Genomic DNA, 14933 nt, shown 5'->3' on the forward strand with positions numbered 1-14933 from the left:
GTTATAAATCGACTAATTTTTCATTGGTAATCACAATGCCGTTGTTATCTGCATAGATATAATCGCCAGAATTGATGTTTACACCACCAAAATACAAAGTTAAATCAACCTCGCCTATGCCTTTGCGATTACTTTTTTGTGGAATTGCAGCCAATGCATGTACACCCAAATCCAGTTCGGCAATTGCATCGACATCACGCACGCAACCATAAATCACCACCCCATTCCAGTGATTTTTAACCGCAGACTCGGCAATCATATCGCCCATCAAGGCACAGCGCATGGATGCCCCGCCATCCACCACCAGCACTTTACCGGTACCGTCGGTTGCAAGAAGCTCTTTTACCCGGGAATTATCTTCAAAGCATTTCACTGTCACTACCTGACCGCCAAAACTTTTGCGTGCGCCATAGCTTTTAAAAAATTTACCATCCATTGATGGTGTCACGACCTGAATCTGTTTTTCTGGATTGTCATCAAGTAAGTCACAGGTTACGAATGCTGGATTAGACACTTTATAGTTCCCTCATTTGGAATTTTGTATGCGTAAATTATCATAAATTTCAAACTTTTCAGTTTGAGTTTGCGCTGCCTCGACCATAGTATGAGCCACCTGCTCTGCTGTCACTGGCTTATATTTGAATGTATTGGGAACCAAATGCGAGAATTTCCGGTACAGCTTTTGGCTCAGATCTTCCAAAGTTCGTTGTTCTATCCGTTCACCCAACAACAATGAAGGCCGCACGATAGAAACGCTTTGCAGGTTTAAGCTCTGGATATGACTTTCCAGCTCGCCTTTTACCCGATTGTAAAAAATTTTGGATTGTGCATTGGCGCCCATGGCACTGATCAACAAGTAATGTGTCAGGGTCGATTCAAATAAGTCGGCAAAATGCGCATTGATTTCATAATCGATATTATAAAAATTTTCTTTTGAGCCTGCTTTCTTTAAGGTGGTGCCTAAGCAACTAAAAGCATGGCTATATTCGTTTACATCTTCATCGTTGAGTAAAAGAAAATCCTCTAAAATAAATTGTTGTACTTTTTTTAAGCTTTTAAGCTGCTGATCTTCATGTCTCACCACTGCTGTGATTTTTTCACAGCTTTCAATGAGGCTGAGCCGCTTCAGGAGTTCACGTCCCACCAAACCTGTTGCTCCAATCACAATTGCACTTTTAATTGATTTAGTCATTTTTTAAGCAATCTCTATAGGTTATTTCTAATGTAACGGTTTCTTTATACTTTTTATGCATCTAAAATGTTGTCAAATCAAGTCAAGACTTGACTTAACGCCATAGTTTAATCACAATATGGCACTTGTTTACGGGCTGGTGATAATTCTTCTGATGAAGGTTTTCAGTTGCAATTTCAGCCCGCCCAGACCAATCTAATTCAAGGAGTGCACGAGTGGCAAACTCTGCTCAAGCTAAAAAACGTGCTCGTCAAAACGTTAAAGCACGTAAACACAACGCTAGCTTACGTTCAATGGTTCGTACTTATATCAAACGTACAGTAGCTGCTATCGCAGCTGGCGACTATGCAGTTGCTACAGAAGCTTATAAAGCAACTGTACCTGTAATCGACCGTATGGCTGATAAAGGCATCATCCATAAAAACAAAGCAGCTCGTCATAAGAGCCGTTTAAATGCACAAGTTAAAGCTTTAGCTAACTAAGTTGTTGCATTGAAAAAAGCCCATTACGGGCTTTTTTTTGTGCCTATATGAAAATGAATGGATTTAAGATTCGTCAATTCTAAAAATATAAAATAGTTAAAAATTCTTGCTACAAACTGAATTTTTTAAAGCCCATAATTCTTTATTTTATTTTTTCCAAGTTATGAAACTCCCGAATCGACAGCTCATTCACTTCACCACGCCAGATCCATTTCAGTTTAGACTCCAGAAACTCATCCCCTTCAAACCAGACAAATAAACCTTCCATCATTTTTGGCCAGTCTTCCCGGCTAATCGTATTCCGGCCGGAAATAACCGCAATAATGGCAGCCAAAATGGTATCGTGGCTGACCGCCAAGCTTAAACCGAAATGATCTTGTGGATGGGTATTATAAATCAGTTCCAGTACATCAACCACACCAGAAATAGGATGTTTCATTCCGGGTAAAGAATTATTAACAAAACTGTTAATAAAACCCAGAGCACCCTGTTTTCGAAAATATGGACCTGCCTGTTTGATATCAAGCACAAAACTTCCCGGCTCAACCAACAAACCTTGCTCGACAATTTCAATATGATGGGTATTTTGTGCCAGTATACTTGCATCAGCACCCTGGATCATTAAAGCGGCCGTATCGACACAGCGCTGTATAGGACTGGAAATGCAGTGTTGGATACTACGATCAGTATTATTAATTAAATAGCTTCCCCACGTCTGGGCCAACTCCCGACCCTGTTCTGTTAACTGTAAATCATAGCCAGCCAAGCCCTGTCCTGTAACCACCTCACGAATAGAATGACGGGTAAATAAAGTCACAGGGGTTTTGACATCAGGCAACAAATCAATCGCCTTCAGCATACTTGTAGGGAGCAGTTCTAACGCCATGATGCAGCCAAAAAATTTGAATCTGGTTGAATACACTATAGCATGTTAAAGCATCCACTCAATCGATGTTCGCCATAAGTCCTAGAGTCTGGAATGCTAAATTCTTCATCTCGATATTACGAAAAGCAATAAAGCCGCCATTGAGCAGACTATCGCGCTGATTATATAAAAAATGTCTGCCCTTAAAATCGACCAACCCACCACCGATGCGCTCAATCAGGCATTGTCCTGCACTGGTATCCCATTCACTGGTCGGATGGAAACGTGGGTAAATATCCACTTTCCCCTCCAGCATCATGCAAAACTTATAAGCACTACCCGCCTTAAACTCTACCACCTCAACCTGCTGTTTTAAAATATCCAGATATTCGGCATATTTGGGCTTGTTTTGACTGCTTTGACTTAAACCCACCTGAACAGTTTTAGACTGCTCATCGTCTAGATATTGCAACCAGTGCCGAGTCTGAATTTCAAATTTTAAAGGTAAGCCTTGTTTGGGACAAAAATATATGGTTTGTTCAGCCGGTATGGCCAATAGCGCAAAGGTAGTATACGCACCTTCTACCAAACTTAAATTAATTGTAAATTCAGGGCGTTTATGCAGAAATTCTTTGGTGCCATCCAGGGGGTCAAGCAACCAGAAATTTTGCCATTGCTTGCGTTGGCTATTGTCACCTTCTTCCGACAATAAAGGAATCAGCGGAAAAGTCTGCTTTAATGCCTTGGTGATAAATTCATTGACCCGATAATCTGCCTGAGTCACTGGAGAATTGTCCTGCTTATGTTCTACATCGAAGACTTTACCCTCACAATAGGCCTGATATTCTGCTCGCAAAATTTCACATGCCTGTGTCACAATGGGAACTAACTGTAAAATCAAAGCATCTTGCGGTGCTGTCGTTGCTCTAAACATAGATTACCTTCATATGCCGAATTATTCAGAAAAACCCACCATCATTTTTGATATGGATGGCACGCTTCTTGATCTTGCTTATGATGATTTCATCTGGAATCATCAACTTCCCATTCGTTATGCTGCCCAGCATAACTGCACACTCGAACAAAGCACCCAAGCGCTATTTCAATTTTATCAGCAACACAATCATACCTTAAACTGGTATTCCACCCGTTTTTGGAGTGCCAAGGTAGGTGTAGACACCCTTGCGCTACAACATGAGTTTAAACATAAAGTCGCTTTACGTGCAGGGTGTGTAGAATTACTGCAATATCTTAAAGCCCAGGACTATTCCTGCTGGATTGCAACCAATGCCGATTGTGAAGGTTTAAAATTCAAACTCGAACAGACCCAAATCGCGCATTATTTCGATGTTATTATCAGCAGTGAACACATCGGTTATGCCAAAGAAAATATCGAATTCTGGCAAAAACTGCATGCCCTGCATCCCTTTTCAATCGATCAGGCCTATTTTATTGATGATACGGAAAAAGTACTGAAAGGGGCAGAAAAATTTGGCATTCGCAATTTAATTACCCTTGCCCAGCCCTCATCTAAAGGAGAGGTCAGGACAGAAAGTCCTTATCCGATTTTACAAGATTTAACTGACTTGATAGCCATGTTAAAACAAGCTGAGGATTTGAAAATATATGCCTAATTCTTCTCAACAGCAGCATGTTGAAAGTATGCGTATCGATAAATGGTTATGGGCAGCACGTTTTTTTAAAACGCGCTCCATCTGCAAAGCTGCAATTGAAGGCGGTAAAGTCCATCATAACGGTGAACGGGTCAAGGTTTCCAAAGAAGTACGTATCGGAATGGAACTGACCATTCAACAAGGTTTTGAGCGGAAAACCATTGTGATAAAGGCCTTGTCAGGAAATCGCGGAGCTGCCCCGATAGCCCAACTCCTGTATGAAGAAACAGAAGTCAGTATTGCAAAACGAGAGTTGCTTGCAACCCAAAGAAAGTTGCATAATCTAGCCCGACCCGAACATCGACCGAGTAAAAAAGATCGACGGCAAATCAGTAAATTTAAACAAGATAATGATCAGCAATTTGACCAAGACTGGTCTTATAGTCATGATTAATTTAAGCGTCATATTCTGTCGTACTCGACCGAATTGATATAGAACATAAAGAATGAATCTGTCACTATACTTGGGTGGAACACGTTTTAAAGTAACTCATCCACTTAAGTTAATATTTTTGTGACATCGTTTTGAGGTTGTGAGATGGATGATAATAAAAGCAAGGCGCTGAATGCTGCCCTAAGCCAAATTGAAAAACAATTTGGTAAAAACACAGTGATGCGTCTTGGCGATAACACTGTACTGGCAGTTGAAGCCGTATCTACAGGTTCTTTAACCCTGGACATCGCGCTCGGTATTGGTGGTCTACCTAAAGGCCGTATCATTGAAATTTACGGTCCTGAATCTTCAGGTAAAACTACAATGACCTTGCAAGCGATTGCAGAATGTCAAAAAGCTGGGGGTACTTGTGCCTTCATTGATGCCGAACACGCGCTTGATCCTCAGTATGCCCGAAAATTGGGTGTAGACTTGGACAACCTGTTGGTCTCTCAGCCGGACAATGGCGAACAGGCACTTGAAATTGCAGACATGCTGGTACGTTCTGGTGCAATTGACATGATCGTTGTCGATTCCGTGGCTGCACTAACGCCTCGCGCAGAAATTGAAGGCGAAATGGGCGACTCGCACATGGGCTTACAAGCACGTTTGATGAGTCAGGCACTACGTAAAATTACCGGTAATGCAAAACGCTCGAACTGTATGGTGATCTTCATTAACCAGATTCGTATGAAGATTGGTGTAATGTTCGGTAGCCCTGAAACCACAACTGGTGGTAACGCACTTAAATTCTACGCTTCTGTACGTCTGGATATCCGTCGTATTGGTCAAGTGAAAGAAGGTGACGAAATTGTCGGTTCTGAAACACGGGTGAAAGTCGTGAAGAATAAAATGGCGCCTCCGTTCAAAGAAGCGTTATTCCAGATTTTGTATGGTAAAGGTGTGAACCAACTAGGCGAACTGGTTGATCTTGCAGTAGCTCAAGAACTGGTACAAAAAGCCGGTGCCTGGTATTCATATCAAGGCAATAAAATTGGCCAGGGTAAAAACAACGTTATCCGCCATTTAGAGGAAAATCCTCAAATTGCACAGGAACTTGACCGCCTAATTCGCGAAAAGCTGTTAACCCCAGTGACCAAGCCAATTGAAGAAAAAGATGAAGAAGAGCCAGACTTTCTAGATGCTTAATAAGCATGATGTTAAAGTCGAATTTTTCGAGTTAAACTGTAAAACGCCCTACGGGGCGTTTTTATTTGATGTGATAGATACACAATATGAGTAATCCAAAATTTCCCAAAATGCTTGACTATGAAGCACTCAAGCAACAATTTGATGAATCCCCTGCTGAATCTTCTATCTGCTCACATCCATCCAATCCAGATGCTCTACATTTTGAAACTGATCCACAGCCTAAAGCTCAAGGCTTAACCGGCACCCGGTTACGCTCATATGCTTTTGCCGTACTCACACGCAAAGAATATTCCAAGGCCGATCTGGTCGAAAAGCTGGCATTATATGCGATGGATCGTGATGAAGTGATAAAACTGGTAGATGAACTGGCAACCGAGAACTATCAAAGTGACCAGCGTGTAGCCGAAATGCTGCTGTCCAGCCAGAAACGCAAAGGTAAAGGTCCAAACCGGATTAAGCTTGCATTGAAAAACAAGAAAATTGATACAGAACTGATTCAGGAAGAATTAAAGGAAACTGACTGGAATGAGCAAGCTTATCAGCTCAAAGTGAAAAAATTCGGCAAAACTGTAGAACGAGATCCTAAACTGAAGGCCAAACAAATACGCTTCTTACAGTATCGAGGATTTGACCTTGATGCGATATTCAAAGCCATTAGTCGTCGTGAAGATGATTAGAATTTTTAGATGTGAACCGATTTAGAAAGTATCACTATTCATTTTAATGATTATATTTATATTCGAAATTTTTCCGCAGAAAAGTCTTGATCTGATCATATTGATCCAGATATTCATAAAGCTTTATATATTTGTGCTGACTCGATTCCGTCATAATGTGCAAATGACTGAAACCGTTCACCATCCGCTCATAAAAAACCATTAATTTCTGAATATTCAATTCCGAAATGCTGCGAGTAATTTTAAAATAACGAGATATTGAGGAAATAATAGGAAGTGTGATGTTTATTATTTTTTTATTATTTTTAAAAACTGGTGGCAACCCTACCAGCAAGCCTTCGGCACATCATATTTCCACTACCGTTGCTACCTTCCGGTCCTGGCGGGGTTCGTGGAGTACAATTGCGAAGTAACCGGCAGGGCTACCATTGCAAGAACAGAGTATAGAGATTTTTATTTAACTTGCAAGCGTTCAAATCACTTTTCTAGCCACAGCAATTTCATTTGATTATTTAAAAAACAATATGCAGTGTAAACGGCATTTTTACCTGCTTTTTACCAGCACAATCAATTACTTTAAAACTACGACAAGATTGTAAATGCATATTGCATTTCATGGGCTGGACGTTTTTAATGTCGTCATGTCTTTTAAATGGTCACACTCTAAAATCTTGGGTTTATCTTGGGTTTAGAAAGTACCGAAAAATACAAAATGGATGTTTTTATGATGCTCAAACAGCATGCTTTATGTGTACTCACCTTATTGGGTTCCGCTTCACTTTATGCCAATGTCCCGATTGAATCACGTGATTTAAGTCAAAATAGCAGTATTGAATCTAGTGCTAACAATGTCGCCATTAATTTAGGTGCAGCTGTTACCAATGTGCCAACCAATCTGAATTGGCAAATCATGCAAAAAAACCAGCAATTAGAAAATGACATTCGTATCTTGCGTGGGAAAATTGAAGAACAGGACAACGAAATTGAACAGCTTAAACACGAACTGACCAATCGCTATACTGACTTGGACCAGCGTCTTGAGTTATTGCAACAAAAGGTTGACCCGGAAAGTACAACTCCAGAGGAGGATAACCAACAGGATACTTCACCCAGCACCAACACAACCAGCTCAACCCCAGTAGCACCCAACACACGACCCGCAGCCAAAACTACAAATACGCAAGCACCAACTACTAAGGCAACAGCCGCCAATTCGCAAGCAACGACAATTAACGCTCAGTCTTCAGCTGAACTGGATAAAGCAGCCTATACTGTCGCTTTAGATGCTTATAAACAAGGCGGTGCAAAAAAAGCTATTGCGCCCATGCAAAACTTTATTAAGAATAATCCCAATAGTGTCTACATTAGTAATGCCTATTTTTGGCTCGCTGAATTTAATCTGGCGATTGAACCCACCAATTATAGCGAAGCTAAAAAGAACTATAATATTGTGGTCAATCAATACCCCAATTCTGCAAAGGCCTCACGCTCTCTATATCAGCTCTACAATATAGCCAAAGATGTCGATCACAACACTACCCTTGCCACGCAGCTTAAAACCAAACTGCAAAAAAATTATCCTAAATCTGAAGAAGTAGGATATTTAAAGAAATAAAAACAAAAAAAAGACACCCAAACGGGTGTCTTTTTTTAGCTATATTCGCTTAACGAACAATACCACGTTTAGATTGCTCTAAAGAATCAATCAATAACTGTGCCTCAGGTGCTTCAGGCAACAAATCCGTGCGAATCTGCTGTATAGCCTGCTCGGTCGTTAAACCCTCTTTATAAATCAATTTAAAGGCTTGACGTAAGGCCTGGATCACATTTTTAGACCATCCCTTACGACGCATACCTTCAACATTCATTGCAAAGGCATGTGCTGGATTACCAGAAACCATCACATAAGCAGGTACATCTTTTAAAATCAGCGATGCGCCACCAATCATGCTGTAAGAATCGATTTTGCAGAATTGGTGAATACCAGAGTTACCACCCACAACCACATGATCGCCTACATGCACATGTCCAGCAACACCGACATTATTGGCAAAAATATTATGATCACCTACCATACAGTCATGTGCAATATGAGTATTAACCATCAATAAATTATGGCTACCGATTTTGGTGAGTCCTTGATCCTGAACCGTACCACGATGCAAGCTGCAATGCTCGCGAATTGAATTGTGATCGCCAATTTCAAGCCAGGTCTCTTCGCCAGCATATTTTAAATCCTGACAAACTTCACCCACACTCGCAAACTGGAATATTTCGTTGTTTTTCCCAATACGAGTATAACCACCAACCACTACATGTGCATGTAGCTTGGTGCCCTCACCAATGGTGACCTGTGGCCCAATAATACAATAAGGGCCAATTTGTACATCTGCAGCAATGACTGCAGATGAGTCTATAATGGCGGTTGGGTGAATTAAATCGTTATTACTCATGCCTGCTCTATTTTCTGATGCGAAACCGTAATTTCCGCGGTTGTTGCTACAACGCCATCCACTGTGGCTATACAATTATATTTGTAAATTCCACGTTTGTGCATAACCAATTCTGATTTTAATACCAATTGGTCACCAGCAACGACCTGTTTTTTAAAACGGACTTTTTCAACACCCGCAAAAAGAAACAATGATCCTGGACCAGGTTTTTCATTATTCATAATAAAACCAAGTATACCAGAGACTTGAGCTAATGCCTCAACAATCAAAACGCCTGGCATAATCGGGTAGCCCGGGAAGTGCCCCTGTAAAAACTCTTCGTTGATTGAAACATTCTTATAGCCCACGATGCCATTGTCAGTCACATCTACAATGCGATCGACCAATAAGAATGGATAGCGGTGAGGTAAATATTCACGAATTTGTTGAATGTGCATTGGCAATTCAGGTTTCGTAAATGCAGGAGTATTCGACTCAGTCATCATATCTATTTACGCTTAAAAGTTGATTCAAGGGACTCGATTTGAGCCTGTATATGATCAAGCCGTTTAAGTAACTGGGTCAATGGCACATCTGCTAATTGTTTAAAGCGTACCGCAGCCCGTTTCCAGTGCAAACTTTCCAGCATCGGTGTACCTGAAGAATAGCTTCCTGCCTCAGAAATACTTTTTGTGACCATTGACATACCAGTAATTGTGACATTGTCGGCAATATTAATGTGCCCTACCACTCCCACTGCTCCAGCCAGTACACAGTTTTTGCCAATTGTTGTGCTACCGGCTATACCACATTTCGCAGCAAGTGCTGTATTTGCACCAATTTTTACGTTATGGGCAATTTGCACAAGATTATCAATAATGACACCATCTTCCAAAATGGTGTCATCGAGTGCACCACGGTCAATACTGCAATTTGATCCAATGCGGACATCATTACCGATTTTAACTGAACCTAATTGTGCAATACGATGCCATTTACCCTGATAAGGAGCAAAACCAAAGCCTTCTCCCCCAATCACAGTATTGGCATGAATACGGACGCGATCACCGATTTTTGTTTCACCGGTTAAAGTGACATGTGAATCAATAAAACACTGTTTACCAATTTCTACATCATCATCAATTTTAACGTGTGATTGAATGACCGTCTGATCACCCACCACGCAATGTTCACCAATGACAACATAATGCCCAATATAGGCACTATCGGCAATTATTGCAGAAGGATGAATTTGTGCTGTACTTTCTATTCCCTGATGCTGATTTTTCTTTTCAAAAACATGCGTCAGGATTGCGAAAGCAAGATAAGGATTATCGACCACAAGAAAGTTATTGTGCGTATCTAACTGATTTTTTAGAGCTGAAGTAACAATCAACGCACCTGCTTTTGAAGCACGTGCCTGATCTAGATATTTATCAGCATTTACAAATGCAATATGTTTCGCTTGAGCCGCATCTAAGCTGGCCAACCCTTCTAATATTAAATCAGATTGACCTACGTGCTCACCCTGTACCAGACGGGCAAGATCTTCTAAGCGAAATTGTCTAGGATTCATTGATTACTTAATAACGTTAACCTTTTGAATCATTTTATCAGTTAAATCATATTTAGGGTCATAAGCAAGTGCAGAATTTTTATTCAAAACAACATCTAAGTTATTTTCTTTACGCAATTGTTCTGCCACTTGCTTGACTCGAGTCCCTAAAGTTTTATTCATCACCTGAATCGTAGACTGAACGGTTGACTGTACACTTTGCTGCAGCGTATTAAACTCTTTTAGCTGAGTCTGAAATTGCACAGACATTTTTTGCTTTTCAGCATCTGATAAATTAGGCGTTTGCTGAGCACGTTGCTGCAGAGCTTCCAGTTGCTTAGCCAACTGTTCAAGCTTGGTAGTTTGCGGCTTTACTTGTTGTTGTAAAGAAAGATTTTGCTGTTTTAAATAAGTGCTATTTTCTACCACTTTTTCTAAATCAACCACACCATAACCCGCAGCATGTACAATCGATGTACTTGCCAAACCGGCAAAAGCCAAACTCATTAATATTTTTTTCATGCAAATATCCTTTATTAAACCTGTTCAGGGCCGTACTTAGAAAGTACGACCGATTTCAAACTGGATATTTTTTGTTTTATCGCCAGCTTTATCATTTAACGGATAAGCATAACTGAGAGATAATGGCCCAATCATGGTAATCCAGGTAAAGCCAGCACCTACGCTATAACGCATGTTATTAGCATCAAAACCAAAGTTGTCTTCACAATACTTTTTCGCATCGATGCCCGGATCTTGCTTACTGCCTGATAAATATAAACTACCCGATGGAACATTACACTGAGTATCAAAAACTTGTGCACCTTCAGCAAACAGTACTGGTCGAACTTGGCGAGTCCAATCGCCTTTAAATGGTAACGGCAAGGCCAATTCCGTACCAAATTGCACTAAAGCATTACCACCTACATCTTCCGGATCATAGTCTTTTGCTCTTGACTCATTATAGGTAACTCCAGGGTATTTAGGACCTAAAGTACTATTATCATAACCACGAACCGAGCCAAAACCACCGCCATAGAAGTTTTTATAAAATGGCAGGTCATTACCATAACCCAACTTACCGTAACCACGTAATACAAAGCCCTTACCTAAAGGCTGGAAGGCTTGTGCATCATAAGTGACTTTTTGATATTCCACATCACTGCCTGGTAATGCAATTTCACCATTCACGCGATGTGACATACCAGATGTTGGAAAAACTGGGCGGTTTAAGGTGTTATAAGACCAGCCCAAGTTTAAGTTATAAGTCAGGAAGTCACCTGTAAACTCACTACCAAATGGTGCTGATTCACTGCCAGTTGGACAGTTGTATGCACCAGTAGCAGGGTCTAATACTGTATCTACCGTACAGTAAGTAGATGTCTTTTTGGTTTTACCACCATTCGCTAACAAATAATCACGCACATAAGTTGAAACATACTGACCAGTAGTAACATCAGTCTGATCAATATTTAAACCAGCGCTCACACTTTGGTTTTCATCAATTGGATAACCAAAAGTAATACCGCCACCAAAACTGTCAGTCACGTAGTTGTTAACGTTATAGTTATTATCCAGCTTGGTTTTACGGTAGTACATGTTATAACCACGACGTACACCATCAATGGTAAAGTACGGATCGGTTACGCTCAAATTATAATAATCTTGTGTTTCCGAACGGGACAAATCAATCGAAACACTATTACCTGTACCCAGGAAGTTAGTTTGGCTTAAACCTGCCTGGAAAGTTACACCACCACTTTGCGAGAAACCTACTGCCAAGGTACTTGTGCCTGAATGCTGTTCTTCAACATTGACGTTCAGATCCACCTGATCAGGGACATTTGGAATACGTGCCGGTTTAATATCAACAGTTTTAAAGAAACCGGTACGCTCTAGACGAACTTTAGATAAATCAATTTTTTCATTGCTGGCCAATGCACCTTCCATCTGGCGCATTTCACGACGCAATACTTCATCGGCAGTTTTTGTATTACCGGTAAAATTGATACGACGAACCGTAACTTGCTGACCTGGATTAATATAATAATTCAAATCAACCAGTTTGGTTTCTTTATTAATTTGCGGAACAATATTGACTTCAGCATAGTAATAACCTGCGTTACCATACTTACGCAGTAAAAGCTGTTTGACTGCGTTGACTTTTTCTTGAGAATAAATCTCACCATCTTTGTAAATTTGCAGAGCCTTTAATTCTTCAGGTTTGTACAGTGCGTCACCTAAGAATTTGCTTTCACCAAATTTAAATTGCTCGCCTTCTTCTACAGCCACTTCGACAAAGATATTCTTTTTATCTTCACTCAAGTTCAAACTTGAGTTGGTGATATTGAAATTAATATAACCTTTGTTTAAATATAAAGCCCGTAAAGCTTCAAGGCTGGCAGCCATTTTTTCACGCGCATAACGGTCATTACGGGTAACAATTGAACTCCAACCGCTTTCTTTAACCGCAAAAGCCTGCTTGATTTCGCTTTCTTTAAAAACGGTATTGCCGATGATGTTGATATCAACAACTTTTGCCGCCTTGCCTTCAACAAAATCAATGGTTAAATCTACACGGTTATTCGGTTTGGCAGTGGTGATTACCTTAACATCGGCATCATAACGACCTTGCTGCATATACTGCTGTTCAAGTTCTGTTTCGATGGTTTGCAAAGCAGATTTTTTCAAAACCTCGCCTTCTGCAATACCCATCTTCTTCAACCCTTCTTCCAGGGCTTCTTTAGGGATAAGTTTATTTCCCTTAAACTCAACCTTTGAAATGATTGGGCGTTCTATCACCGTAAAAACAAGCGTATCTGCTTGTTGAGATGCCTTGATATCATCAAACAAACCGGTGGCATACAAAGCACGAATCGCATTTGCAATAGTTGCATCATTGACACGGTCGCCAGCATTGACAGGCAGCATCCCATAAACATTTTCTGGCGTTAAACGAACAAGTCCGTCAATTTTGATATCGCGGACAATGAATTCATCTGCTGCATATACTTGTTGTACTGCTGCCATTGCACTAACGAGTGCCAAAGGCATAAATAAATGTGTGTGCTGCATGCCAGTCTTTTCCGATGTTAATTTATTACATATCTACGTTGTTATAAACGCATGAAGTCATTGAATAATGCAAGGAGCATCATGCTGCCGAGCAGTACCATACCAATTTTTAAACCAACCAATTGTATTTGTTCAGAAACAGGTTTACCACGAATTAACTCAATAACATAGTAAACCAAATGTCCACCATCAAGCATTGGAATAGGCAATAAATTTAAAATACCCAAACTCACGCTCATTAACGCCATAAATGAGATAAAGGTTTGCCAACCCATTTCTGCACTTTGCCCTGCCACCTTGGCAATGGTGATTGGTCCAGATAAATTATCCACGCCAATTAAACCACGTACCATTTTGACGATCGAGTTCAAAATCATACCTGAAATTTGACCCGTTTTATCAACAGCCATCACCAATGCTTCAGTGGGGCTGTATTGAATGGTTTGCTTATATTCTTCAGGAATGGTTATTTTTCCGGGGATGCTTTGTACACCAAGTACACCTGAAACATTCCCCATGTTGTCACGTTTAGCTTGCGGCATCACTTGCAAATGTACCAGTTGATTTTGACGTAATACATCTATTTTTAATAATTTTTCTGGCGAAGCCTGAACAATTTGAACCACATCGAACCAATCATTCATTTTCACGCCATCAATGGCAACTATTTTATCGCCTTCTTTCATCCCTTGACGAATAGCCGCGCCATCTTCACTCAGCTTACTTGCCACAGGAGCAATAGGTGGACGGTATGGCATAAAGCCTAAACTGTCTAATGCAGACTGATTTTGATTTTTCAAAAAGCTTTGAATGGGTAAGTTAAAAGTTTCAAGCTGGCCGTGACGATCGGCCTGAATTTCAATAAAACCTGTTTCACCGACACGATCGACCAAGGCAAAATTTAACTTTTCCCACGTATTGACCGCTGTTCCATCAACTGTATTAATTTTGTCACCAACCTGCATTTGAACTGTAGCAGCCGGTGTATTGGGCAATACTTTACCTACCCGGGTATTTAATTGCTCTTGCGCTGGAATGAATAAAATCCAGAACAATAACACGGCAAAAACCAGATTGATCAATGGCCCTGCAGCAACAATTGCAATACGCTTCCAGGGAGGCTGACGATTGAATGCTCGGGGTAAATCTTCTTGTGCAACATGCCCTTCACGTTCATCCAGCATTTTCACATAACCACCTAAGGGCAATGCGGAAAGCTGATATTGAATGCCAGACTTTTTCGATGTCCACTTCAGCAAAGTGGGTCCAAAACCAATCGAATAAACTAAAACCTTAACACCCAGTTTACGTGCAACAATATAATGCCCAAACTCGTGTATCGCGATAAGCGGTCCAAGAAGAAGTATTGCTGCCACAATAATAAACAAGGCACTCAT

The 14933-nt window shown here is 40.6% G+C and carries 16 protein-coding genes and 1 other RNA gene; 6 read left to right on the forward strand and 11 right to left on the reverse strand.

From position 1 onward, the window contains the following. Nucleotide 1 precedes the first annotated feature (1 nt). Nucleotides 2-514 carry a ribonuclease E activity regulator RraA gene (gene rraA, locus LZZ98_RS02250; RefSeq protein WP_237786468.1) on the reverse strand — a complete coding sequence of 171 codons (513 nt, stop codon included), beginning with the start codon at nucleotides 512-514 and terminating at the stop codon, nucleotides 2-4. A gap of 12 nt (nucleotides 515-526) precedes the next feature. Further along, entirely contained in the window at nucleotides 527-1192 is a 666-nt protein-coding gene (locus tag LZZ98_RS02255) for a nucleoside-diphosphate sugar epimerase (RefSeq protein WP_237786469.1), read from the reverse strand. 215 nt (nucleotides 1193-1407) lie between these two features. On the opposite strand from LZZ98_RS02255, the gene rpsT reads away from it, so the two are divergent. Then, the gene (rpsT, locus tag LZZ98_RS02260) at nucleotides 1408-1674 is read left to right on the forward strand and encodes a 30S ribosomal protein S20 (protein WP_067724582.1); all 267 of its coding nucleotides are present in this window, start codon (nucleotides 1408-1410) and stop codon (nucleotides 1672-1674) included. A 142-nt stretch (nucleotides 1675-1816) separates the two neighbouring features. Here rpsT and LZZ98_RS02265 read toward each other — a convergent pair whose 3' ends face one another. After that, the gene (locus tag LZZ98_RS02265) at nucleotides 1817-2560 is read right to left on the reverse strand and encodes a histidine phosphatase family protein (protein WP_237786470.1); all 744 of its coding nucleotides are present in this window, start codon (nucleotides 2558-2560) and stop codon (nucleotides 1817-1819) included. A gap of 58 nt (nucleotides 2561-2618) precedes the next feature. Next, complete coding sequence (locus tag LZZ98_RS02270) at nucleotides 2619-3473, reverse strand: 3'(2'),5'-bisphosphate nucleotidase CysQ family protein (protein ID WP_237786471.1); 855 nt, start codon at nucleotides 3471-3473, stop codon at nucleotides 2619-2621. Between the two features lie 13 nt (nucleotides 3474-3486). On the opposite strand from LZZ98_RS02270, the gene LZZ98_RS02275 reads away from it, so the two are divergent. The 4 genes from LZZ98_RS02275 (at nucleotide 3487) to LZZ98_RS02290 (ending at nucleotide 6474) form a co-directional block, all read left to right on the forward strand. Then, on the forward strand, nucleotides 3487-4173 hold the full coding sequence (locus LZZ98_RS02275; protein ID WP_237786472.1) for an HAD-IA family hydrolase: 687 nt from the start codon (nucleotides 3487-3489) through the stop codon (nucleotides 4171-4173). Next, the gene (locus LZZ98_RS02280) at nucleotides 4166-4606 is read left to right on the forward strand and encodes an RNA-binding S4 domain-containing protein (RefSeq protein WP_086174300.1); all 441 of its coding nucleotides are present in this window, start codon (nucleotides 4166-4168) and stop codon (nucleotides 4604-4606) included. The genes LZZ98_RS02275 and LZZ98_RS02280 overlap by 8 nt, the downstream gene beginning before the upstream one ends. Nucleotides 4607-4750: 144 nt before the next feature. Next, complete coding sequence (recA, locus tag LZZ98_RS02285) at nucleotides 4751-5794, forward strand: recombinase RecA (protein WP_086174301.1); 1044 nt, start codon at nucleotides 4751-4753, stop codon at nucleotides 5792-5794. 86 nt (nucleotides 5795-5880) lie between these two features. Continuing rightward, the gene (locus LZZ98_RS02290; RefSeq protein ID WP_237786473.1) at nucleotides 5881-6474 is read left to right on the forward strand and encodes a regulatory protein RecX; all 594 of its coding nucleotides are present in this window, start codon (nucleotides 5881-5883) and stop codon (nucleotides 6472-6474) included. 322 nt (nucleotides 6475-6796) lie between these two features. Here LZZ98_RS02290 and ffs read toward each other — a convergent pair. Next, nucleotides 6797-6893: signal recognition particle sRNA small type (gene ffs, locus LZZ98_RS02295), an RNA gene on the reverse strand. Between the two features lie 305 nt (nucleotides 6894-7198). Between ffs and LZZ98_RS02300 the strand changes: the two genes are divergently transcribed. Then, nucleotides 7199-8089, forward strand: coding sequence for a YbgF trimerization domain-containing protein (locus LZZ98_RS02300; RefSeq protein WP_237786474.1), 891 nt, complete (start codon nucleotides 7199-7201; stop codon nucleotides 8087-8089). Between the two features lie 49 nt (nucleotides 8090-8138). Here LZZ98_RS02300 and lpxA read toward each other — a convergent pair whose 3' ends face one another. From lpxA to rseP, 6 genes are read right to left on the reverse strand one after another with little or no spacing between them, the layout of a single operon-like run. Next, nucleotides 8139-8927, reverse strand: coding sequence for an acyl-ACP--UDP-N-acetylglucosamine O-acyltransferase (gene lpxA / locus LZZ98_RS02305; RefSeq protein WP_086174304.1), 789 nt, complete (start codon nucleotides 8925-8927; stop codon nucleotides 8139-8141). Next, nucleotides 8924-9409 (reverse strand): 3-hydroxyacyl-ACP dehydratase FabZ, encoded by a 486-nt coding sequence (gene fabZ / locus LZZ98_RS02310; RefSeq protein ID WP_171263214.1) that lies wholly within the window; start codon nucleotides 9407-9409, stop codon nucleotides 8924-8926. The genes lpxA and fabZ overlap by 4 nt, the downstream gene beginning before the upstream one ends. 5 nt (nucleotides 9410-9414) lie before the next feature. Continuing rightward, complete coding sequence (gene lpxD, locus LZZ98_RS02315) at nucleotides 9415-10482, reverse strand: UDP-3-O-(3-hydroxymyristoyl)glucosamine N-acyltransferase (protein WP_237786475.1); 1068 nt, start codon at nucleotides 10480-10482, stop codon at nucleotides 9415-9417. 3 nt (nucleotides 10483-10485) lie between these two features. Further along, the gene (locus LZZ98_RS02320) at nucleotides 10486-10983 is read right to left on the reverse strand and encodes an OmpH family outer membrane protein (protein WP_237786476.1); all 498 of its coding nucleotides are present in this window, start codon (nucleotides 10981-10983) and stop codon (nucleotides 10486-10488) included. Between the two features lie 36 nt (nucleotides 10984-11019). Further along, nucleotides 11020-13536: an outer membrane protein assembly factor BamA gene (gene bamA, locus LZZ98_RS02325; protein ID WP_237786477.1), complete on the reverse strand. Its 2517-nt coding sequence runs from the start codon at nucleotides 13534-13536 to the stop codon at nucleotides 11020-11022. A gap of 41 nt (nucleotides 13537-13577) precedes the next feature. Continuing rightward, nucleotides 13578-14933 (reverse strand): RIP metalloprotease RseP, encoded by a 1356-nt coding sequence (gene rseP / locus LZZ98_RS02330; protein ID WP_237786478.1) that lies wholly within the window; start codon nucleotides 14931-14933, stop codon nucleotides 13578-13580.

The organism is Acinetobacter sp. SM34 (assembly GCF_022012365.1).
In the GTDB taxonomy this organism is placed as follows: domain Bacteria; phylum Pseudomonadota; class Gammaproteobacteria; order Pseudomonadales; family Moraxellaceae; genus Acinetobacter.